A 23,152-nucleotide genomic window follows, 5' to 3' on the forward strand; every position below is an offset into this window, starting at 1 on the left:
TTAGACCAAATTACGGGTTCAATTCATTTCACTCACCCTGACCTAGAGAAAAACCACGTTTTCCATCAAACTCATACAGATTCTCTGTTTTAATCACGTCAAATTCATTAGCATGCAGTTTTGAAAGTAATGCCAATACTTGTTCATATTCAATAGACATATAAACGGGCTCATCGCGTTTAATTATCGAATCTTCAGCAACGAATCGACATCGCCAATGATCTGTGCAATAGGTTTCCTTTATACCCTTAGGAAACACCTTTACCCCTCGATTGGTTATCATTTTAAGTTTAAGCTTAAAAGCAGCAATATTTGATAGTTCTTGCCCAATCTCTTCTGGGTCATCTCCTTGCCAATCTATAAACACATCAACCCCAACTAATTTCTTATCCTGTATTTTTCGATGATACCCTGGAATTTTAATTTTATGTCCGTCTTGTTTTAAATCACTTTGCGGAAGTTGCTCCGGCACACTCCCTAATCGATTAATAACTTCTTGCGCAAACTCATCGGTACCAACACGCTTAAAACTCACACCTTTCTGGAATATATCCGAAGTATGGTAACCCGCCTCAATGGTAGACAACCAAGCATTCTTAATTTTTTTGGCTACAGCAGTATACCCCAAATGCGCCAACATATTAACAGCTGCATTGATTAAACCAGAAGGGTTTGCAATATTTTTGCCTGCAATATCTGGGGCTGAGCCATGAATAGCCTCAAACATGGCCACATTAGTTCCTACATTGGCCGATCCTGCCATACCAACAGAGCCAGCTACTTCTGCCACTATATCGGAAACAATATCACCATAGAGATTTGAAGTAACCACTACGTCATATTGCTCTGGATGCGCTGCCAGCTTAGCAGCTCCAATATCAATAATTTGGGTTTCATTAATAATCTCAGGATACTCGCAACAAATTTCTTCAAATACTTTGTGAAACAAGCCATCGGTTAATTTCATAATATTATCTTTTACCATACAGGTTACCTTCTTTCTGCCATAAGCTCTGGCATATTCAAAAGCATATCTAATTATTCGCTCGCAACCTGGACGGGTAATAAGTTTTAAACACTGTACCACATCTTGGGTTTGTTGATGCTCGATACCCGCATACAGATCTTCTTCATTTTCTCTAATCACCACAATATTCATGTTAGGAAAATAAGTGTGAACATATGGACTTAAGGCGGTAACCGGTCTCACATTAGCAAAAAGCCCAAGAGACTTTCTTAAAGTAACGTTCAAACTTTTATAGCCTTTTCCTTGCGGTGTTGTTATAGGTGCTTTAAAAATAACCTTATTCCTTTTAATAATTTCCCAAGCTTCTTTGGTAATACCAGCTGTATTTCCGGACAAATAAACTAGCTCTCCAATCTCAATAAACTCAGGTTCAATAGGTGCTCCTGCAGCATCTAGAATTTTTAAGGTGGCCTCCATAATTTCAGGACCAATACCGTCTCCTTTAGCTACCGCAATTTTTGTCGCAACTGGTATATGTTGTTGCTCTTGTCTGTTTAAAACCGTATTCGTATTCATAGTATCTTATTTTGTTTTCACAAAAATACACCAGACAATTCATATATTTTTATTTATACTTTTAATGAATTACATAAAATATTTTTATATAAAATTAATTCGTTGAAAAATTTCTACACTTAAACCTTTAAAGTAACCTACTTAAGGTGTAAACCCTTTTATTTTGTTGAATCGTGAAGAATTTGCAGTTGGAATAGTGAATTACAAGATATTCAAGCGTATAATCAAAACCTTGTTTATCAATTTCAAAAAGCGCATCAATATCCACATTGCCATATGGCGAAATACGCCTGCACTTAAACTGAGTCTCGGTTTTTGTGGGAAAGACCTCGAACCACGCCCCAGCTGCTATTCCAGAAAGCCATTGAGCATTTTCACTAATCTCTTTTAAAGGTCTAGGCTCTAAGGTGCCAGTAAAAGAGGGCACATGTCCTGTTAGCCTATCTAAAAAACAACGGATGTTTTCACTTCTTTGAGAACCTTTAAACTCTGAAATAATCCCATCCTCAGAAACTTCATAAATATAGTTTTCTGTATCTGCCAATAAAACATTTCCAATGGTACTAGGTGTAAACCATTTAGAAGCCAACAATTTCTTTTTAACCTCATCTTCTGTTACAGAAGCAATTAACGCATCGGTTACAAATCGAGCACAATTGCACGCTTCTTTAATAAAAGCGGCATACCTTATAAAATGTCTGTTTTGCATCATGTTGATGTGTTCACGTGCTAGACTATAATCAATGCACCCACAAACAGAGGCCACTAGTTTACCTTCACCATGTGTGATTTTAGGATGTGTTGACAAATATTCAAGAATACTATCAAGGTTTAATATAGTCTCGCCGTCAAATTTCGCCTTTAACGGAAAATGTAATTCGTTATCTGTAGACCTGCATCTTACTCTTCCCATTGGTTCTGGGGTAATGTAACGACCGAAATCATGATATTCTAAAACACCCGTTTCCTTATCTATTAGTACTAAAGCGGCATGACCTGCACGTAAATAGTTCTTTTTACCAACACCTAAATACCTTAAAAAAGGTGAAAACCACTCTTTAGATACCATAACAATGGTTTCTGGGTAGGCTAAGGTTAAAACAATTCCTGTATTAGCCATTTACAATATGAGAGGTTAAAAAATTCTTTGACCTTGAACAACCACTATCCAGATGAATATAATGCATATCTAATAAATTATCATGTTTTACAATCTGCGTTATACTGGTTGTTTTCACAAAACCGCGATCCATAATAACCCCATATTCGATATTATCTGCACCTGCGCTTTTATGAAATTTTAATATGTTAGTTGACTCCTTGCGACCGGCTAATACAAAATTACGAAACCATTTTTTACGCTCTTCCTTCATAGCTTCTGTATATAATGTAGATGAGGACCATATTCTAGGAGTAAGAGGCAATTCAGAAAAATACTTTTTAAGGCCATCCCAAACAAGCTCGTACAATTTTAATCCACCACTCCAATCTGCAACAACCAAAGTAAAAGGCTCTATATTATTAAAATCATATTCTTCAATGGTCATCTCAATATCCTCACAAACCATAAAATCATTAGCTACCAAACCTCTACTCTTTTTGTAACTAGCCTTTCTTTGATGCTTAACAAACCCGCCATTGAGCACGCAAACAACCCGATTTTTCTCACTTATTCCAATCCATGTCCCCCCAGAAAGTTCATCTTTAGGGTATAACACCCTTATTCCATCAATATTATAATATGACGGCAACAAGGCTTCTCTGTTAGGCGCTTCATCTCTATTTTGAGTAATAATGAAGTTATTGTTTTTTCCAGGAATAAAAGTAAGGGTACACATAAAACTTATAGTCTTGAAACATGTGAGCAACTTACAAAAAATAAATAAACTTTAACGCGCATTTAAGAAGTGGCCACCTCCATATATCATTTAAAAATTCTTAAATTTGCAGCGTATTTACTAAAAATTCAATAACGAAATACCTTAAATTATGGGAAAAGGATTTTTTAATGTACCAATAGCGGTTAACGAACCTGTAAAATCTTACGCACCAGGTTCACCAGAAAGAGCGGCTGTTTTAGAAGCATATAAAACTATGTTTAATAGTAAAACTGATGTTCCTTTATATATAAACGGCGAGTACATTAGTACCGGAAACACAAAAACTTTGTCGCCACCGCATGATCATCAACATGTAGTTGGAACATACCATATTGCAGAACAATCGCATATTGACGATGCCATTACTACCGCTTTAGAAGCAAGAAAAACATGGAGTCAAATACCTTGGGAGCAACGTGCGGGCATCTTTTTAAAAGCGGCAGAACTTATTGCTGGTCCATACCGTGCTAAAATCAATGCGGCGACCATGATTGCACAGTCCAAAACCATACACCAAGCAGAAATAGATGCAGCCTGTGAGTTCATTGATTTTTTACGTTTCAATGTTCAGTTTATGACAGATATTTACATGGAACAGCCAGAAAGCACCAGTGATGCTTGGAATAGAATTGAATACCGTCCTTTAGAAGGATTCACCTATGCAGTTACCCCATTTAATTTCACAGCAATTGCTGGAAACCTGCCTGCCTGTATGGCTCTAATGGGGAATGTTGTCGTTTGGAAACCTAGCGATAGCCAAGTGTATTCAGCAAAAGTCATTATGGATGTTTTTAAGGAAGCAGGTGTTCCACCAGGTGTTATCAATGTTGTTTTTGGGGATCCTATAATGATTACCAACACAATTTTAGCCCATAAAGATTTCTCAGGGTTGCACTTCACTGGTTCTACATTTATTTTTAAAGAACTTTGGAAACAAATAGGAAATAATATTCACAATTATAGAACCTACCCAAGGATTGTGGGAGAAACGGGCGGTAAAGATTTTATTATCGCTCACAAGTCTGCAAATGCCAAACAAGTGGCTACTGCAATTTCAAGAGGCGCCTTTGAATTTCAAGGACAAAAATGTAGTGCTGCTTCAAGAGCTTATATTCCAAATAGCTTATGGAACGATGTTAAAGCTTATGTTTTAGAAGATATTAAATCATTTAAAATGGGCTCGCCAGAAGATATGAATAACTTTATAACTGCTGTGATTCATGAAGGTTCTTTCGATAAATTAGCTAAATATATTGATCAAGCCAAGGCTGATGACGATGCTACCGTAATAGCGGGTGGTAATTATGATAAAAGCAAAGGGTATTTTATTGAACCTACTGTAATTGTTACTAATAATCCTAAATATACAACCATGTGCACCGAGTTATTTGGTCCAGTAATCACCGTTTATGTTTATGAAGACGATGCCTATTCCGAAACCTTAAAACTTGTTGATGAAACTAGTGAATACGCCTTGACAGGCGCTATTATTTCAAAAGACAGATACGCTATAACTCAAGCTACAAAAGCTTTGCAAAACAGCGCAGGTAACTTTTATATAAATGACAAACCAACAGGAGCAGTTGTTGGGCAACAACCTTTTGGAGGGGCAAGAGCTTCTGGAACTAATGATAAAGCTGGAAGTGCTCAAAACTTGCTGCGTTGGGTATCTCCAAGATTGATTAAAGAAACCTTCGTTACCCCAACCGATTATAGGTATCCTTTTTTAGGAGAATAAGTACACGGTAAAATAGAAACACATAAAATAAAACCTCTCAATTTAACTATTGAGAGGTTTTTAGCTTTTAATAACATAAAAGGTCTAACTTATGAAGGACTACTTACCCATTTACTGTATAAGCTATGCCCAATCGCCAAAACTACAGGCCCTACAAACAGACCTAATATACCTTGAAGCATCATACCTCCTATAGCACCAATTAAAATAACTATCATTGGAGTTTGCAACCCCTTAGCTAATAATAAAGGTTTTAAAACATTGTCTAACAAAGCTACTACAATCATATAAATAGAAAATAGGATTGCCGGTGTTGTTTCAGCGTTTGAAAATACATATACAATAGCAGGAATCATTACAATAATAACTGGCACTTGTACTACTGCAAATACTAGAACCGCAAAAGCCAAAATTCCAGAAGTTGCAAAATCCATCATAGAAAATCCAACAAAGGCAAGTACTGCTTGAATAATAGCCACTAAAAGAATTCCTTTCACCACACTGCGTATCGTATTAATACACATATCAATAATTTCTTTACCTTTTCCGCTCACTAATTTGTTTGAAAAAGCCACAGCAGTTTCGTAACCACTTGAAGCATTAGACAAAAAGATTCCAGCAATAATTATGGCAACTAAAGATAATAACGCAGCTCCCATAATTCCGGCAAAAGAGCTAAAAAACCATCCAACCGAAGATTTTACAGCATCGGGGTTTTTCAGAATAAATTTTTCTAAATCAGACGACGCACTCGACCATAAATCATAAATTTTATTTCCCAAAAGTGGCCAATCTTTAACCGAAGTAGATGGGGGCGGAACTTTTAGTGTCCCTTGTTCAAAATTATGAAATATTTCTTTTGAAGAATCTATTATAGACCCTGCAATACTCAAAGTAGGCATAACAATCAATAGCAATAGAACACCAACAAACAGACCTGTTACCAACCCTTTGCGTTTCTCTTTAAACATATTTAACGCTTTTAAATACAGCGGGTACAAAGCTACAGCCACAAGAATAGACCAAACTATTAGCATTAAAAAAGGTTTTGCAATAAAGAAACTCCAGATAATTATTCCCGATAGAACAACAATTTTAATAAATGTGTTAATAGTGTAATCTGTTTTTAAATTATTCATAATATTGGTTTTTAGTTTATTCGTTATTTTGATTATGCCAGCCACCCCCTAACGCCTGATATAGGTTTATTATCGACGACAACTCTTGTTTTAAAGCCTCGGAGGCTTTTAACTCAGCACTAAACTGAGAATTCTGTAAGGCTAGAACTTCTAAGTAACTTGTTAGCCCACCATCGTATCTAACCCAAGACAAATTAGCTGCTTTTGTGGCCAATTCCATCTGGGCATTCCTTAATTCATATTCATTTCTATAAGTTTCCTGAGCAATCATAGCATCTTCAACCTCCTTAATCGCGTTAAGATAGATTTTTTGATACTGGTTAAAGGCTTGTTCGGTTCTTTGTTTTTCTACCTCAACGCCTCTTTTAAGTTTACCATAATTAAATAAAGGCCCAAATAGTTGAGCTCCCAAATCTGCAAAAATTAAAGCGGGATTCAATACCTCTGCTCCCATGTTGGCACTTAATGTTAAGGATGGATATCTTAGTGTTTCTGCCACTCCTATTTGTAGTGTTTGCGCATGTAAAACGTGCTCTGCTTGTAATATATCTGGCCTTCTATCAATAAGCTCTGATGGTACCCCTACTGGTACTTCGGGTAAAGAAATTTGTTCAAACAAACTCAACCCTCTTGGAATATCTCTTGGAGCTGAGCCCAATAGTACGCTAATGGCATTTTCTAGTTGCACTCTAGACCTATTAAAGGTTTGAACAGCGGTTTTAGCCTCAATTAGCTGAATATTAGCTTGAGTTAAATCAACTTCGCTTATAAAACCGGCATCAAACCTTGCCTTCATGACATCTAAATTCTCTTCAAAACTTTTAGCTGTTTTTTCTGAAATTAACAACCTATTATCTAAGTCTCTAAGTGATATATATGCATTTGCCATTGCGGCAACCAAATTAATAGTAATGGCCTTATAAGCTTCTTCGGAAGCCAAATAATTTTGAAGTGCTGCATCATTCATGGTTTTAATTCGTTGCCATAAATCAACGGTATAAGAAACGTTCAACACGCCTGAAACCGAGTTATTTGCTTTTTTTGTTTCAGAATTTATACTAGTGTTTGCAGCAGCACCATAGCTTATCTGCGGATACAAATCAGCCCTAGAAATATCAACATAAAGCTGGGACTCCTGAATTCTCGAAATTGCAATTTTCAAGTCTTGGTTCTCTTCTAAAGTTGTTTGTATCAGGTCTACTAATACTGAATCTTTAAAAAGTTTCCACCAAGGTAAATTCGCAATGGTAGAATCCTTAACAAAATCTTGTCTAAACGCTTCTGGTAAATTCTGTTCAGCACGCTCATAATCTTCAGTTACTTTACAAGACAAGACCAGCAGCAAGGTTGCCACAATAAAAACACCTAAGCTATTTAACTTTAAAAACTTCATTATAGAGACCTAGATTTCCTTGAATTATTAAAATACTCCATCACCCTAAAAACAATAACTACATAGATAACTGCAATTCCTATTTGTATTATTCTAGTCCAAACCTTAGAACCGGCCTCGGCATCAGAGGATGTTACCGAACCCAAAATAAGCAAAAATGTAGAAAATGCCGTTCCAAATACAGGAGCAAATTTATGCTTACTAAACAATTTACTAGCGAACACCAAACCTACCAGTAAAGTCAATAAGATAAGTGTTAACAACATGGGAACGACGGTTAGTAAGTGATACACTAATATAGCCATAAGCCCTCCGATAATGTTAGCAACAATCATAACCAATCCTACTTTGGCATTCGCCAATGCCGGACTCATGGATAAAATTGAAATAAAAATTAAAACAACCAAAGAGTCATACAATCCAAAGAAATAAAACAGAAGAACCACTGGAAAAACAATAGCCAAAATATTAACTGCATATTTAAAACGTTGATTTTCTGTTTTTACTGGAGCTACTGGATTTGATTTGAAAAATACCTCATCGGTCTGACCCCAAGGAAATATCAAAAAAACTATTTGCGTTAATACAACAGCCATCAATGCATTATTTATTAAACTAACCGCAACAAAGGCGCCTATTTTACCACTTTGAATGGATAACATAGGGATTAATAAAAAACTAATAAGTGCAAAAACCTTGACCATCATGGGTAACTTATCTGAAAAATACAACCATAAAACCCCCAGAGCAAATAAAGGAATAAACACTAAAGTGTAGTTTAAAAAAATAGAACTAAACACAATGGCAATCACATTGGCTAATAGTAAAACCATTAAAAAAGAAGTCGCTTGTTTTAAACTTAAAGGCTTCACACCCGGAGCCAAATAACCTAATGCCAAAACTGGTGTTAAATATGACAACGAGTAATTTAATAATGACGAAACTAATAAAATAAAGCTGGCCCCTAACACATACCTATAAATAGGGATGTCTAACCTAAATCCATCCAAATACTTATTTAATTTCAAGTATTTACCTAACATAAGACAACCAAGAATTTAACCGTATTCTTAAAGACGCAATAGCATTTAATAGGGCATTATTACTAGTAAAAACCACCACATCTGCCTGTCCCCCAATTCTAATAATTCGTCTGAGTTCATGGCTATCATCTATACCAATAATTATAGGGAACCGCTGAGGGTCTCTTAACCAGCTATTTTTACTATCAATGCTCGGTAATCCGCCTTTATTAGCGGCATCGGCAGCAACACCATGCCCTAAGCTACTTACTTTTCCAATAAACACTTTACCAGGCGCAATATCGAAAGTAAATTTAACCTTATCTCCGACATGCATTCTTGACAAATTATTCTCTTTCATGTCTGCCTGTATCCAAATATTTGTATCTGAAATCAAAGTTGTTAACGGCTGGCCAACAGAAGCATAATACCCTAAGTCAATATCAAAACTCTCAATAACGCCAGAAGATGGTGCTACAATCGTTGCAAATTCGAGATCTAATTTAGCCTTTTCAAAGTCTTGAATAGCCCCTCTAATATTAGGGTTCCCTGGTCCGGAGTCACCCAAAGATTGCTTAGCCCGTTCAAGATTAGCTTCTGCAGAAGACACTTGTTCTAAGGCCTGAATTAAAGCGGTTTCAGATTGGTCTTTGTCTGCAGCAGATAAGGCACCTGCATTATCTTTTAATACTTTTTGAACTCGATCCCAGTTGCGTTGTGCTCTATCTAATTGAGCCTTTGCTACTCCCAATCTACCCGCAGCAGATTTTACTGACGAGCTACTTGCTGCAACAGATTGCGTTGCCTTATCAATATTCGCCTCGGCCTTTTTCAAGGCTATTTCAAAAGGTTTCCTATCTAATTGAATTAAGGTGTCTCCAAGTTTAACCTCAGAATGTAAATCAATATTTAACGAAACAACATTCCCCGAAACTCTGGAGGTAATAGGTGTTATAAGACCATTTACTCTAGCCTGATCTGTATAGGGTGTATAACGTTCTGAAAAAATATACCAAATAAAAAAGAGTACAGAAACTCCTAGAACTATATAAGTTACTTGTTTTATAGAGCTTTTACCCTTCGGTTCTTCTTCTTGCGAATCTTGAGTGTTGTGCTTAGGTGACTTCTCTTCACCTGATTTAGATGTTTCCAAATTAATCTTCTTTTTTATGTGAATCGTAATATGCTCTCGAATTAGTTACAATGACCTGCATTACAGAAAACATCATAGTTGTAGACCAACCTAGTAATAAAACCCCATTCATAGCCTCAATTCCAGATAAAATTCTACTTGGCGCACTTAAAGTAATTTCTCCATACCCCAAGGTTGTATAAGTAACAATTGAAAAATAAATAGACTCTTCTAAGGTACTAAACTGTGAAATTCCATAATGGTAGTAATAGGTCACCCCCCAAATAATTGCTTCTACAAAATTTAACAATAGTAGAAACAGTGCTGTTAAAATTAATGCCCAAACACTTGTTTTATCAAACGGTTTTCCTGTTAAATCCCCAAATTTATCTGAAAGCACCTTTACCCAAAACATAGTTCCGTAACCATGAATAGTAACCGTAATTCCAATGATAATAGTCCCTAAGGCAATATTTAGCATCATATTTATTCGGTGTAAAAAACCAAATATAACGAATAAAACATATCAATAATCTTTAAAAAAAATAAGCTTAAAATTATTCTTATAAAACTAATTAATAATTAGTGTACTTATAATGAAATAATTAAATTTAAAAACATGTATCCTTACAAAAGAGTGATACCTGGCACTTAGCACCGTAAACAACAAAATGGAAATGGACTATTTTATAAAAAAACGAGAGCGCATCATCAATTAAATAATTGTAAAGCTTCATCTTCTTTTCAATTATTCATAACTTAGTTGAATTCGATTTCATCATTTATTCAATCTTTTGTTATGAGGCATCTTGTTAGTTTCTTTCTTCTCTATTTACTCAACGTTTCTTTAGTTTTCGGACAATGGTCAAACAGATACCCAAAAGTAGATGGCTTTGGGCATCATGTTTATTTGGAAGGTTATGAATTACCTATCTTGAATTCAGGTCCGACAGACCCTGCACCATCTCCAGTAGATGACCATATAATATTTGCTGCAAAAGGCTGGCTATGGCTAATGGATATGAGCACGAATAATGCTGCTAGGATTACCTCTACGAAACACATAGATTCTAAACCCAACTGGTCTCCAGACGGGCAAAAAATTGTTTTTATTCGGGATAAAAGTGATGATACCGAAATTGTACTATTAGAATTAGCAACCAAGAAAGAAACGGTTTTAATAAATACTAAAGCACTTGATCTTGACCCTATTTTTTCGAGAGACGGAAACCATGTTTATTATGCTTCTGCAGAAGTTGGCTCTATTAATATTTGGCGTATCGATTTATTAAAAAATGAAAAACAGTTAATAACGAAGGAAGACAACCTAGAACGGCTTCCCGTTCCAACAAATTCAGATAAGTGGTTGGTCTATTTAAGAAAGGAAGGGTTTTCATATGACTCTATAGAACTTTTTAATACAAAAGCTCAGCAATCAAGCCCCTTGACTGAAGAAAATTTCACCTCCCAAGCGGCATTCTCTTTAGCTCCCGACAATCAGACCCTGGTTTATACATGGCCTAGGGACGACTTTTACGAACTTCGGCTTCTAGATATTTTAACACCAAAAAGTACGCTACTACTCACTAAAAGTGATGGACTCCCGCTAGGTCCTAAATTCAGTAAAAACGGAGAATGGGTTTACTATTATGAATTTAACTCCAATGAACGTTCCGAACTTAAGAGAATAAATACGTTTGGAGGCAAACCCGAAATCATAAATATTTCAAAATGGGATTGGAATGTACCCACCACTATGCTCAATATAAAAAGTTTTGTTGATGGTAATCAAGAAGCTGTCCGTATGAGTATTGTAGACCAATACGGTCACCCATTACTACCAGATAATGGAATCATACACTCCGATGGTCAAAACGGCATTGTTTTCTTTTATTCTAATGGTGATATTGATATTGAAGTTCCGCATGGCGATATTATAATAACAGCAGTTCATGGCTTATCTACCCTTAAAACCACCACAAAAATTCATATCACTAAGGACGACAGATTAGCAGAAATCTATCTTAGCAAAATTTGGAATGCCAAAGCGCATGGGTGGTACTCTGGCGACAATCATTTTCACTTGAATTACGGTGGTGTAAATCAACTTGACCCTACCGACATTGTATTGGATTTAAACGCGGAAGATATTGATGTAGCTTTTCCACTTCTGGCAAATTTGGGACAACGTTTTTTACAACAAGATTTATGGGGATGGGAGCGCAAAGAACTCCCTTTAATTGCTTTTGGCCAAGAAGTACGCTCCCATTTTTTAGGTCACCTAGGTCTATTAGGCAGTAAAGACTTGTTTTGGCCATGGGTATGGGGTCCTTATTACGACATTTATGGTCGTGATGATCGTGTAAATGCAGAAGCCCTACGTTTCGCAAAAAACCAAAATGGCTTGGGAGGTTATGTACACCCGACAAGTGTACAAGACCCTTTAACAGATTCGGGAGCAAGACGTATACCTATTGAATTGATTGCCGATGCTGTCTTAGGTGAAACTGATTATATTGAATTGGGGTGCTTATGGTCGGACGAAATTGGGACAGCTAAATTATGGCATGAAATGCTTAACATTGGAGAACCAGTCGCTATTTCTGCTGGCAGCGATGTTATGAACGACCTCTATAGAACTATGGCCATTGGAGCCACAAGAGTTTATGTAAAACCAGAGCAAAACTTAACCATGAGTAGCTACCTTCAGGCTTTGAAATCTGGACGCAGTTTTGTAACCAATGGCCCCCTAATTGAATTTAAAGTTGAAGACAAAATACCTGGTGAGGTATTAAAAACAAGAAAGAAAAAAGCTAAATGGTCTCTTAATGTGCATTCCGCTATACCTTATGAGTCTGTTGAAATATACGTAAATGGCAAGCTAGCGTCAACGAAAAAAGGGAATACTAAAACTGGAAGTAAAACGTATAAAGGCGCTCTTGATATTCCTGAAGGCGGCTGGGTAACAGCGAGGGTCGTTGGAGGTGCCATTGACTGGCCTTTTATGGATAGTTATCCTTTTGCTGAAAGTTCCCCAATCTGGTTTAATAATATTGGCAGCATAAGTACTGAAAGTGCAAAAGAATCTGCCAAAAATTTACTTAAACTTTTAGAGGCATCTAAAAAACGATTAGAAAATGGCTACGGCAACACTGAGATACCCATTTTACAAGGGCATTTTGAAAGAGCAAAACAAAAACTTCTTGAGTTAATAGATAGAGAACAATAAATTACACAAAATACTGTTTTAGGTACCAAATTAAATTCAACTAAATTTATTTATCTTTCGTAAGATTTTTTAAAACAAAAGCGGCACACTATTTGTTCATTAAATTGCTGATGAAAAACCAATTACTTGTATTCTTAATTTTTTTGCCCTTACTTTCTCTTGCTCAGGCGAATAAACTGTACAAAAAAGCTTTGAGAACTGATAATTTAGAAGAAAGGATGCGCCTATTAACTGAAGTTATTGAGTTGGAACCTAAAAATCTCGATGCTTATTTCCAAAGAGGGTTGGCAAAGAACGATTCTGGTGATTATCATGGCGCTATTGTAGACTATTCAAAAATCATTGTAGAACAACCAGATGCAGATAGCTATTACAATCGTGGAAATTCAAGGTATAGCATTAAAGACTTTGAGGGCGCTAAAGAAGACTATGCTAAAGCTTATATCTTAGATAACGAATTTATTGACGCCCTGTATAGTCTTGCCTGTGTTAGATATGATTTAGAAGAATATGAAAAGGCCATAGAGGACTTTAGTAGAGTAATAAAAATAGAACCTTCCCAGCCTAAAGTATACACATTAAGAGCTTCTGCTTATAAAGAAATAAAAAAATATAAAGAAGCTGCTCAAGATTATTCTACCGCCATTTTACTTCAACCCAGTGCTAATAACTATTATAATAGGGGAGTGTTTTTAATGAATATTAAATACTATCAAGAGGCCAGTGAAGATTTAACACGTTCCCTGAGACTAAATAGAAACAATTCGTATGCCTATTTTTTTAGAGGTGCTTCTAGACTACTACTGGGAAAATTTAAAGATGCATCAATCGATTTTACTAGAGCGATAGAATTTGACACTATGGATTTTGATGCCTATTTAGGCTTGGCCTTAGCTTACTATAAATTGAATGACACAGAAAAAGCCAAAACTTATTTTGAAAGGGCCAATGAAATTTTATATATTAAAACTCCAATAAATAGCATTGAACCCTACAATAACACCTATTGGTTTCAAAACCAATACTACTATTTCAATAATAATTTGAGTTTGCTTGCAAAACTGTAACTAGCCTTTGTATTTTAAAGGTAGATGAACCACTTTTTTGGTATCATAAAAATCTTCAACAAAGTAGTCTCTTAAATTATAAATAGTTCCTGTTTTATAAGTTTTTAATTCTTCTGATAGATCTCCTCCCTTCAAATAAAGAATACCGTTCTTAAGGTCGTTATTATGCTTTTTAGCTATTTTACCTTTTACCCAATGCACAAAGGTAGGCATCGCCGCAACCGCTCTGCTTACTATAAAATCGTAGGTATCATCAATAGCTTCAACCCTTGAATGTGTTGTTTTAACATTTGTCAACCCTAAACCATGAACAACCTCATCAACAACCTTAAGCTTTTTAGCGACACTATCAACCAAATGAAAAGAACAATCTGGGAATAAAATAGCCAATGGAATTCCAGGAAACCCTCCGCCAGTGCCAACATCCATGACTTTTGTACCAGCTTTAAAGGATATAACCTTGGCAATACCCAGTGAGTGCAGTGCATGGCGCAAATAAAGCTCATCAATATCTTTTCTTGAAACAACATTGATTTTTAAATTCCAATCTTGATACAAAGAATCTAATAACCTAAACTTTTCTATTTGATCTTCTGAGAGATTAGGGAAGTACTTTAAAATAAGATCCATTTCAAACTATATATTTGTAAATAAGATAGATCCAGAAAAAAATTTCTCCACAGTATATGAAAAAAAAACAGTCTCTGACTTCTTTAATGTTCGACAAAAATATACTTTTTCAACACATATTTTTATAAAAAAAGGTTATTACTTAAGTTGGTTTATACCTATCTTTGCCTCTGGTATGACAAACAATTTTTATTTTTTTTCATATTTAAACTTTTAGCATGACAAAACAAGCACTTTCATTTTCTAGAACTGATTCTGCAAAATTTTTCAAAACTTTAAATAAACGTGTTAATGATTATTTCAAAGAGAATAACCTAAAGCGCACAGGGAATTGGAAATTATATTCAAAGGCTATATTCATGTTTGCCCTTTTAATAACCCCTGTGGTGCTAGTTTTAACAATAGACATGCCATGGTGGGCTCAAATTTTATGCATGATTGTTACTGGTATTGGTATGGCAGGAGTTGGTATGAATGTGATGCATGATGCAAATCATGGTTCTTTCTCGAGTAAAAAATGGGTTAACAAACTAATGGGTAGTAGCATTTATATTTTAGCTGGTAACGATTATAACTGGAAGGTTCAACATAACGTACTTCACCATACGTATACTAATATTCAAGGACATGACGAAGATATTAATGCAGGAAGAATCATTAGGTTCTCCAAGCACACCAAATGGTTAAGAATCCATCAATATCAGAGATTCTATGCGTTCTTCTTATACGGTTTATTAACGGCTAATTGGGCAATTACTACAGATTTCATTCAAACTTACCAGTATCTAAAACGCAAGCTAGCTTATGGTAAAATGCCACACCCGGCTACTCAATGGACTAAATTGATTATTGGTAAAATAGTATACTATAGTATTTGGGTGATACTTCCGCTAGCGGTTGGCTTTACTTGGTGGCAAGTTTTAATAGGATTTGTAGTGATGCATTATACAGCAGGAATTATATTAAGCGTTATATTTCAATTGGCGCATGTTATGCCTAATACAGAAATGCCATTGCCGGATGAAAATGGTAATATAAAAAACACATGGGCCATTCATCAACTTTTTACAACTTCAAATTTTTCGCCAAAAAGTTGGTTGGCTGAGTTTTACACAGGAGGCCTAAACAGACAAGTGGAACATCATTTGTTTGCGCACATTAGTCATGTACATTACAGTAAAATAGCGAAAATAGTAAAAGAAACCGCTAAAGAATTTAGTCTTCCATACAATGAATATCATTCATTTTGGCAAGCTGTTGCAGAACATTATAACCAATTAAAGGCCCTAGGAAATAAACCTAGTATGGCTTAAACTTTATATTTACTTTTAATAATTAATTAAATGCAATTACTATCTGATAGAATTTTAAGCATGTCTACGTCTGCTACTTTGGCCATGGCTGCTAAAGCAAGAGAACTGAGAGGAGAAGGCAAGGATATTATCGGTTTAAGTTTGGGGGAACCAGACTTTAACACACCAGATTTCATTAAGGAAGCGGCGATTCAAGCTATTAACGACAACTATAATTCTTATACACCCGTTGATGGTTATGCGGATTTAAAGGATGCAATTATTACGAAATTTGAACGTGATAATGGGCTTACTTACACGCCAAGTCAAATAGTGGTTTCTACTGGAGCTAAGCAGGCTCTATTTAATATAGCAGGTGTTATGCTGAATGATGGGGATGAAGTGATTTTACCATGTCCTTATTGGGTAAGCTATTCTGATATTGTAAAACTTTTTGGAGGTCTTCCCGTTGAAGTAAAAACGTCTATTGATACGGATTTTAAAATGACGGCCGATCAATTGGAAGCAGCTATTACAGCCAATACGAAAATGATGTGGTTTAGTTCGCCGTGTAACCCTAGCGGTTCTGTTTACAGTAAGGAAGAATTACAGGCCTTAGTTGACGTTTTAGCTAAACACCCAGATATCTATGTAGTTTCTGACGAAATTTACGAGCATATTAACTATGGCAAGGGCCATACAAGTATTGCTAGTTTTGATGCGATGTACGACAGAACTATTACTGTAAATGGAGTATCCAAAGCATTTGCTATGACTGGATGGCGTATAGGATATATTGGAGCTCCAGAAAAAATTGCAAGAGCTTGTAACAAATTACAAGGTCAAGCAACCAGTGGTGCAAACTGCATCGCCCAACGTGCCGTGATTACGGCTTGCACAGAGTCTCCAGATAAGGTGAAATACATGATTGATGAGTTTAAAGATCGTCGTGATTTAATTTTAGGATTATTAAATGACATTGAGGGCTTTAAATGCAATGTGCCTGATGGTGCTTTTTATGTATTTCCAAACGTGACCCATTTCTTTGGAAAAACATTAAAAGGAAAGAAAATTAATAACGCTAGTGATTTTTCGTTATTCTTATTGGAAGAAGCCTTAGTAGCAACTGTTACAGGTGAAGCATTTGGAAATCCTGATTGTATTAGAATTTCATATGCGGCTTCAACCGAACAAATCATTGAAGCGGTTAAACGTATTAAAGAAGCTGTAAGCTAAAAACAGGTTTATATTTACAATAAAAAAGCCGCCATAAAGCGGCTTTTTTATGTAATAAGATAGAGCAATAAAATAAGAGCAAAAGATATTATAAAAAAGGCGATCAAATATCTTTTTCTTGCTTGTCTTTCCTCCTTCCTAATGCGAGTCCTTATTGCCTTTAAATTTTCGGGAGTCGCTTCTGGAAAATCTCTCAGTTTTACATCTGAATAATTACCTGACAACGCTTTTTTATCTTTCCTTTTTTTTAGCAAGCTCCTATTATTCTTTAAAGAATTAATAGCCGCAGCCATATGTCCTTCTCCTCCCATAGTATCTAAAAATATTAACTAAAACTTTCTTGAAATACTCAATAAAGTGTATGATGCTAATAACTACTTTTTCAGGAGCATCGATAAACTTTTAAGTAGATACTATATATGTAGGATATTATACTGGAATGTTACATCTTAACTTTCCGATTTAATGATGATACTCTAGAATTTTGTCAATATATTAATAAAAAAGTTTGTTCTTTAGCTTATTTGCAATGCAATCCTCTTTAATGAGAGGAACCAGGACAAAAATGATGCATGACACAACTCAAAAAACTACCGATTACGCCAAAAAAACGGTGTAAACAAAATAAGTACTGTAAATAACTCTAAACGCCCTATAAGCATTAAAAAGGAAGCCCACCATTTTCCTAAAGCAGGCAGTGGTGCATAGTTGTTTACGGGACCAAAATCTCCTAGTGCAGGACCAACATTACCGAGGGTTGATGCCGCCAGACCAACTGCCGACTTAAACTCGATACCAAGAATGGAAAAACCTAAAGACCCTATTATAAAAGATAGCATATAAAGTATAAAGAATGCCAAAACGTTAAAAACTATAAATCTATTAATCGCCTTCTTATTGTATCTTACTGGAACAATGGCGCTTGGATGAAGCGTACGTTTAAACTCTAAAAAACCATTTTTAATTAAAATTAAATGCCTAACAACCTTGACTCCACCCGATGTACTACCTGCTGAGCCTCCTAAAAACATAAGACCAAAAAAGAATACAGCCAGAAAAGGTGTCCATAATGTATAATCTGCAGTCACAAACCCTGTTGTCGTTACAATGGCGAGCACCTGAAATATGGCATGCCTAAAAGCACTTTCTCCTTCTCCCCAGACCATTGGATGATTAATAGAAGATATCGATATATCTGCCCTGAAATATATAATCAACGCCGCCACAAGGGTAAAGGATGCAATAAACTTAAAGTATAATTTAAATTCATCATCATGAATTATTTTTTGAATCTTACCTTTAAAAGCAAAATAGCTTAGTACAAAGTTGGTGCCAGCCAAAAACATAAACACAATAATAATATACTGAATGATGGGCTCTCCATTCCAATGGGCAACACTGGCGTTTTTTGTTGAAAAACCACCTGTAGACAGCGTACAGAGTGCATGATTAATGGCATCAAAAAAAGACATGCCTGCAACCTTTAACAATAAGGTTTCAGCAGCCGTATAGCCCACATAAATAAGCCATAATCGTTTAGCAGTATCCGTTATTCTTGGGTGCAGTTTATCTGTACTCGGACCCGGAGCTTCGGCGGCAAATAATTGCATACCCCCTATACCTAAAAGTGGTAATATGGCTATGGCTAAAACAATAATACCCATACCTCCAATCCAATGCGTTAAACTACGCCAAAACAAAACACCTTTTGGCACTGCCTCAATATCATTTAAAATAGAAGCCCCTGTGGTGGTATAGCCAGACATTGTTTCAAAAAAGGCATTAGTAAAGCTGGGTATACTTCCAGTAATAATATAAGGGAGTGTACCTGCTAAGGACATAATAATCCACCCAAAAGTAACCACTATATACCCCTCTCTTTTGTTAATTTCCTTTTGATGATGTCTTGTGAAAAACATAGAAATACCACCAAGACAGAGGGTTAACAAGCCAGCAATACAAATTTGAAAAGTGACCCCGTCTTTATAAACAAGACTAATAAGTGCTGATAAAAGCATAAAACCACCATTAAACAACAGAAGCAATCCTAAAATGTGGAAAATGATTTTATAATTAAGTTTCAAGTCTTTTTATGTTTTTAGGATAATCTTTTAAACAAAAAGTTTTTCTACAGTCTTGATAGACTTAAGTAAGCAACAAACAACGACCCTATCACCTTCCTTTATTTTAAAACTACCTAATGCAATCATTCCTACTCCGTCCCTAATGACACCACCAATAATAGCAGTTCTTGGAAAATCTATTGATTTGATTGTTTTATTACAAACAGCAGATGTTGCTTTTACTTCAAACTCCAGCAGTTCTGCATTTAAATTACTCAGCTTGGTCATTGCCACAACTTCGCCACGCCTTATATACCTAAATATGTTATTAGCCGCTAGAAGTTTTTTATTTATTAATGTGTCTATCCCTATAGAATGAGACAAATCAAAATAATCCATATTTTCAACCAATGCAATGGTTTTTTTCACTCCTTTTGATTTTGCTACTAGACAGGACATGATGTTAGTTTCAGAATTTGGCCCAACCGCAATAAATGCATCCATATCACTTATATTTTCTTCATCTAAAACATCGACATTCCTACCATCACTATTAATAACAAGTACCTTGGTTAAAGCATCTGCAATCTCGAAAGCTCTATCTCTATTACCTTCTAAAAGCTTAACATTAAAACTCTTTTCACTTAAGTCTTTGGCGGTTTTGAAAGCGATATCATCCCCACCAAGGATCATAACATCCTTAATATCTCTATTAACCTTACCTGTTAACCTACAAAGCTCGTCTGCGCCGCCTTCCGAAGTTATAAAAACAACATTATCGCCTCGTTTAAACTTTGTACTCCCTCTAGGAATTATTGTGTACTGTGTACCAAACCTTTGGATTGCAATAGGAACAAAATGAATTTCGGGAAATATCGCTGCAGCCTCTTTTACTGATTTACCTACAAACGATGCTGAACTTGAAAGCGTTAATCCCGCCATGGTTAATGCGCCATCTTCAAACTCATAGTTTTCATTAAAGGAAGACTGTTTTAGAGACAATTCAATTTCTGAAGATGCCAAGGCCTCAGGAGAAATAAGTTCATCTATCCCAAATTTAGTAAATCCAACTTCTTCTTTATATTGAATAAACTCGGTATTGGTAATTCTTGCAATTGTTTTAGTTGCCCCTAACTGCTTTGCTAATACACTTACCGTAATATTAGTAGTTTCACTAGAGGTTACGGCTATAAACAACTCACATGAATCTATACGGGCCTCCTTTAAAATGGCTATAGAAGTAGCATCGCCTTTTACAGTTCTAATGTCTAAATGTGCATCAGCATATGCTAAACTTTTTTTATTGGGGTCTATTAAGGTTATTTCCTGAGATTCGTAAGAAAGTAATTTTGCTAAATGAAATCCTACTTCACCTGCTCCAGCAATAATAATTTTCATGGTTTAATAATCATAAAAGGTAAAACAAATATACACAAATTCCATGCTGCAACATGATGGCCCAGCAATATAATTATTTAGAATTGTAATTATGACATGGCTTATTAATAGTTTATATTTGCCCAAAATTTTAAGTTTTGTCAAAAGTAAAACCATACAAAAACAGCGATTTAGGTAAAAAGGAACAGGTTACCCAAATGTTTGACAATATTTCAGAAGATTATGATGGTCTAAACCGTGTTATTTCCTTTGGAATAGACATTAAATGGCGTAAAAAAGTGGTGAATATCGTAAAAGCCACCAATCCTGAACTTATTTTAGATATTGCAACTGGTACTGGAGACTTAGCCATTAATCTAGTTGAAACCAATGCTTCTAAAATCGTTGGATTAGATATTAGCCCAGGCATGCTTGAAATTGGTAAAGAAAAAATCGAGAAGAAAGGTCTGGCCTCCAAAATAGAAATGACTTTAGGAGACAGTGAAAACATGCCTTTTGATGATAATACTTTTGATGCTATTACCGTAGCGTTTGGCGTAAGAAACTTTGAAACTTTAGAAAACGGACTGAAAGAAATATATAGAGTTCTTAAACCAAATGGGACTTTTGTCATTCTTGAAACCTCTGTGCCAACCAAGTCTCCCTTTAAACAAGGATATACATTTTACACTAATAATATTTTACCGCTTATTGGAAAAGCATTCTCAAAAGATAAAAGTGCCTATGCTTATCTAAGCGAATCAGCTTCTGTTTTTCCTTATGGTGAAGCGTTAAACAATATTTTACGAAAAATCGGGTTTATTAATGTTGAAGATTTTCCTCAAACTTTTGGTGTAGCCACCATTTACAAATCGTCAAAGTAGTTATATGAAATACCTATTTGCTCTACTTACAATAGTACTTGTATCTCAAACCTCCAGCGCGCAACTTTTTAAAAAAGAAAAAGTTACCTATGATGCGAATCAGGGACGAGGTAGCACAGATAATGACCTACTGAGATGGGGGTATTTTTTAGGATTTAATAGCTATGATTTTAAATTTAACTATAATGAAGATCTACGAGATATCTATGTAAGACGAAATGCAGGCTTTAATGTAGGCCTTATTGGAAATTTAAGAATCAATAGCTTTATCGACTTACGTTTAGAACCAGGATTATCAATAACCACGAGAGAATTAAACTATAGCACTAGTTATTTTGATGGGCTTGATTTTAAAAATTCCGATTTAGTAAGGGAAGTAAAATCTACATATATTCATATTCCTCTCTTGGTAAAAGTTTCTACAAAAAGAGTTAACAATTTTAAACCTTTTATCGTTGGAGGTTTTTCTACAGCAATAAACTTATCAAGTAACGAAGACAATCCGGAAGACAACAGCAACGGACAATTTAGAACCACCTCAAATCCAATATTTTACGAATTAGGGTTTGGAATTGATTTTTACCTTTATAACTTTAAGTTTACGCCTTCCATCCGGGGGATTTTTGGACTGAGCGATGAATTGGTCCGTGACGATGACCCGAATAGTCCATGGACAAGCAATATAGCCAGCATGAAAACGCGCGCTGTCTTTATTAACTTTACCTTTCAGTAGTTCCCTTAGGCCCCTCTTTTAAATTCACTCAGAATAACAGCTGCTGCCGTTGCTACATTTAAACTCTCTGTGGCCTGCACATCTCCAAATCTGGGTATAGCTACTTTATGCGTAACTAATCTGGTTATAGTCTTAGAAATGCCATTCGCTTCATTGCCCATAACCACTATTCCTTTTTCAGGCAAACTCTGCTTATATACATTTTGTCCATCCATATAAGTACCATATATAGGGCCATCATAACTTTTCAAAAAAGCTTCTAAATCGAGATAAACAATATTAACCCTTGTAATAGACCCCATTGTAGCCTGAATCACCTTCGGATTGTAACAATCAACTGTTTCTTTACTGCAAAGCAAATGCTCAACCCCAAACCAATCACATAATCTTATAATGGTTCCTAAATTGCCAGGATCTCTTATCGAATCTAAAGCTATTATGTGTCTAGTATCATCAATTTCCTTAAAACCTGGTATTTTAAAAATAGCAAGTGCCTTATTAGGGGTTGTTAAAAAACTTATTCGTTTTAATTCATTCTCAGAAATTAAAACTTCCTTTTTGGCATCAATATTGAAAGGATCAGTAGTGTAAAGTACTTTCAACTCAAGGTTAGAGTCTAATAACTCGCTTATTGTTTTAACACCTTCAGCAACAAATAAGGCATGTTGTTGCCTATACTTTTTATGTTTTAGACTAGTTATTAACTTTATCTGACTTTTAGAAAGCATGGATTCTTTATTTTTTATAAAGAAAAGAAATAATTAATTAGAAGCCTTATTTCTTCATGATTTAAA

Annotated in this window: 20 protein-coding genes; 7 read left to right on the forward strand and 13 right to left on the reverse strand. The window is 35.4% G+C overall.

The features are described from left to right. Window positions 1-28: 28 nt before the first annotated feature. The 3 genes from E5D58_RS01185 to E5D58_RS01195 form a co-directional block, all read right to left on the reverse strand. On the reverse strand, window positions 29-1,543 hold the full coding sequence (locus E5D58_RS01185; protein WP_136480004.1) for an NADP-dependent isocitrate dehydrogenase: 1,515 nt from the start codon (window positions 1,541-1,543) through the stop codon (window positions 29-31). 127 nt (window positions 1,544-1,670) lie between these two features. Further along, window positions 1,671-2,663, reverse strand: coding sequence for a DUF6695 family protein (locus E5D58_RS01190; RefSeq protein WP_136480005.1), 993 nt, complete (start codon window positions 2,661-2,663; stop codon window positions 1,671-1,673). Then, window positions 2,656-3,381 carry an NRDE family protein gene (locus E5D58_RS01195; RefSeq protein WP_136480006.1) on the reverse strand — a complete coding sequence of 242 codons (726 nt, stop codon included), beginning with the start codon at window positions 3,379-3,381 and terminating at the stop codon, window positions 2,656-2,658. The genes E5D58_RS01190 and E5D58_RS01195 overlap by 8 nt, the downstream gene beginning before the upstream one ends. Window positions 3,382-3,532: 151 nt before the next feature. On the opposite strand from E5D58_RS01195, the gene pruA reads away from it, so the two are divergent. Beyond that, on the forward strand, window positions 3,533-5,161 hold the full coding sequence (pruA, locus tag E5D58_RS01200) for an L-glutamate gamma-semialdehyde dehydrogenase (RefSeq protein ID WP_136480007.1): 1,629 nt from the start codon (window positions 3,533-3,535) through the stop codon (window positions 5,159-5,161). 89 nt (window positions 5,162-5,250) lie between these two features. Here the strand turns inward: pruA and E5D58_RS01205 are convergent, their stop codons facing one another. From E5D58_RS01205 to E5D58_RS01225, 5 genes are read right to left on the reverse strand one after another with little or no spacing between them, the layout of a single operon-like run. After that, window positions 5,251-6,300, reverse strand: coding sequence for an AI-2E family transporter (locus tag E5D58_RS01205; protein WP_136480008.1), 1,050 nt, complete (start codon window positions 6,298-6,300; stop codon window positions 5,251-5,253). Window positions 6,301-6,316: 16 nt separating this feature from the next. Beyond that, window positions 6,317-7,693 (reverse strand): efflux transporter outer membrane subunit, encoded by a 1,377-nt coding sequence (locus E5D58_RS01210; RefSeq protein WP_136480009.1) that lies wholly within the window; start codon window positions 7,691-7,693, stop codon window positions 6,317-6,319. Continuing rightward, window positions 7,693-8,721 carry a hypothetical protein gene (locus E5D58_RS01215; protein WP_168796605.1) on the reverse strand — a complete coding sequence of 343 codons (1,029 nt, stop codon included), beginning with the start codon at window positions 8,719-8,721 and terminating at the stop codon, window positions 7,693-7,695. The genes E5D58_RS01210 and E5D58_RS01215 overlap by 1 nt, the downstream gene beginning before the upstream one ends. Window positions 8,722-8,725: 4 nt before the next feature. Continuing rightward, window positions 8,726-9,868, reverse strand: a complete 1,143-nt coding sequence (locus E5D58_RS01220; RefSeq protein WP_168796606.1) for an HlyD family secretion protein — start codon at window positions 9,866-9,868, stop codon at window positions 8,726-8,728. A 1-nt stretch (window position 9,869) separates the two neighbouring features. After that, window positions 9,870-10,331: a potassium channel family protein gene (locus E5D58_RS01225; protein ID WP_136480012.1), complete on the reverse strand. Its 462-nt coding sequence runs from the start codon at window positions 10,329-10,331 to the stop codon at window positions 9,870-9,872. 315 nt (window positions 10,332-10,646) lie between these two features. On the opposite strand from E5D58_RS01225, the gene E5D58_RS01230 reads away from it, so the two are divergent. Together E5D58_RS01230 and E5D58_RS01235 are read left to right on the forward strand one after the other, a co-directional pair. Further along, window positions 10,647-13,076, forward strand: a complete 2,430-nt coding sequence (locus tag E5D58_RS01230) for a CehA/McbA family metallohydrolase (RefSeq protein ID WP_136480013.1) — start codon at window positions 10,647-10,649, stop codon at window positions 13,074-13,076. Window positions 13,077-13,186: 110 nt separating this feature from the next. Further along, window positions 13,187-14,143 carry a tetratricopeptide repeat protein gene (locus tag E5D58_RS01235; protein ID WP_136480014.1) on the forward strand — a complete coding sequence of 319 codons (957 nt, stop codon included), beginning with the start codon at window positions 13,187-13,189 and terminating at the stop codon, window positions 14,141-14,143. On the opposite strand, the gene rsmG is transcribed toward E5D58_RS01235, so the two are convergent. After that, the gene (gene rsmG / locus E5D58_RS01240; protein ID WP_136480015.1) at window positions 14,144-14,773 is read right to left on the reverse strand and encodes a 16S rRNA (guanine(527)-N(7))-methyltransferase RsmG; all 630 of its coding nucleotides are present in this window, start codon (window positions 14,771-14,773) and stop codon (window positions 14,144-14,146) included. A gap of 218 nt (window positions 14,774-14,991) precedes the next feature. Between rsmG and E5D58_RS01245 the strand changes: the two genes are divergently transcribed. Together E5D58_RS01245 and E5D58_RS01250 are read left to right on the forward strand one after the other, a co-directional pair. Continuing rightward, the gene (locus E5D58_RS01245) at window positions 14,992-16,086 is read left to right on the forward strand and encodes a fatty acid desaturase family protein (RefSeq protein WP_136480016.1); all 1,095 of its coding nucleotides are present in this window, start codon (window positions 14,992-14,994) and stop codon (window positions 16,084-16,086) included. 30 nt (window positions 16,087-16,116) lie between these two features. Then, window positions 16,117-17,301, forward strand: a complete 1,185-nt coding sequence (locus tag E5D58_RS01250) for a pyridoxal phosphate-dependent aminotransferase (RefSeq protein WP_136480017.1) — start codon at window positions 16,117-16,119, stop codon at window positions 17,299-17,301. Between the two features lie 47 nt (window positions 17,302-17,348). On the opposite strand, the gene E5D58_RS01255 is transcribed toward E5D58_RS01250, so the two are convergent. The 3 genes from E5D58_RS01255 to trkA form a co-directional block, all read right to left on the reverse strand. Beyond that, on the reverse strand, window positions 17,349-17,612 hold the full coding sequence (locus tag E5D58_RS01255) for a potassium-transporting ATPase subunit KdpA (RefSeq protein ID WP_136480018.1): 264 nt from the start codon (window positions 17,610-17,612) through the stop codon (window positions 17,349-17,351). Between the two features lie 279 nt (window positions 17,613-17,891). Continuing rightward, window positions 17,892-19,319, reverse strand: a complete 1,428-nt coding sequence (locus E5D58_RS01260) for a TrkH family potassium uptake protein (RefSeq protein ID WP_235835812.1) — start codon at window positions 19,317-19,319, stop codon at window positions 17,892-17,894. Window positions 19,320-19,412: 93 nt separating this feature from the next. After that, entirely contained in the window at window positions 19,413-20,762 is a 1,350-nt protein-coding gene (gene trkA, locus E5D58_RS01265) for a Trk system potassium transporter TrkA (RefSeq protein ID WP_136480020.1), read from the reverse strand. Between the two features lie 137 nt (window positions 20,763-20,899). Here trkA and ubiE point away from each other — a divergent pair, with 137 nt between their 5' ends. Beyond that, on the forward strand, window positions 20,900-21,625 hold the full coding sequence (gene ubiE / locus E5D58_RS01270) for a bifunctional demethylmenaquinone methyltransferase/2-methoxy-6-polyprenyl-1,4-benzoquinol methylase UbiE (RefSeq protein ID WP_136480021.1): 726 nt from the start codon (window positions 20,900-20,902) through the stop codon (window positions 21,623-21,625). Between the two features lie 4 nt (window positions 21,626-21,629). Continuing rightward, window positions 21,630-22,358, forward strand: a complete 729-nt coding sequence (porT, locus tag E5D58_RS01275) for a type IX secretion/gliding motility protein PorT/SprT (protein WP_136480022.1) — start codon at window positions 21,630-21,632, stop codon at window positions 22,356-22,358. A gap of 5 nt (window positions 22,359-22,363) precedes the next feature. Here porT and E5D58_RS01280 read toward each other — a convergent pair whose 3' ends face one another. Next, window positions 22,364-23,086 (reverse strand): TrmH family RNA methyltransferase, encoded by a 723-nt coding sequence (locus E5D58_RS01280; RefSeq protein ID WP_136480023.1) that lies wholly within the window; start codon window positions 23,084-23,086, stop codon window positions 22,364-22,366. Window positions 23,087-23,152: the final 66 nt, after the last annotated feature.

The sequence above is a fragment of the Cognatitamlana onchidii genome, assembly GCF_004804355.1.
GTDB classification, from domain to species: domain Bacteria; phylum Bacteroidota; class Bacteroidia; order Flavobacteriales; family Flavobacteriaceae; genus Cognatitamlana; species Cognatitamlana onchidii.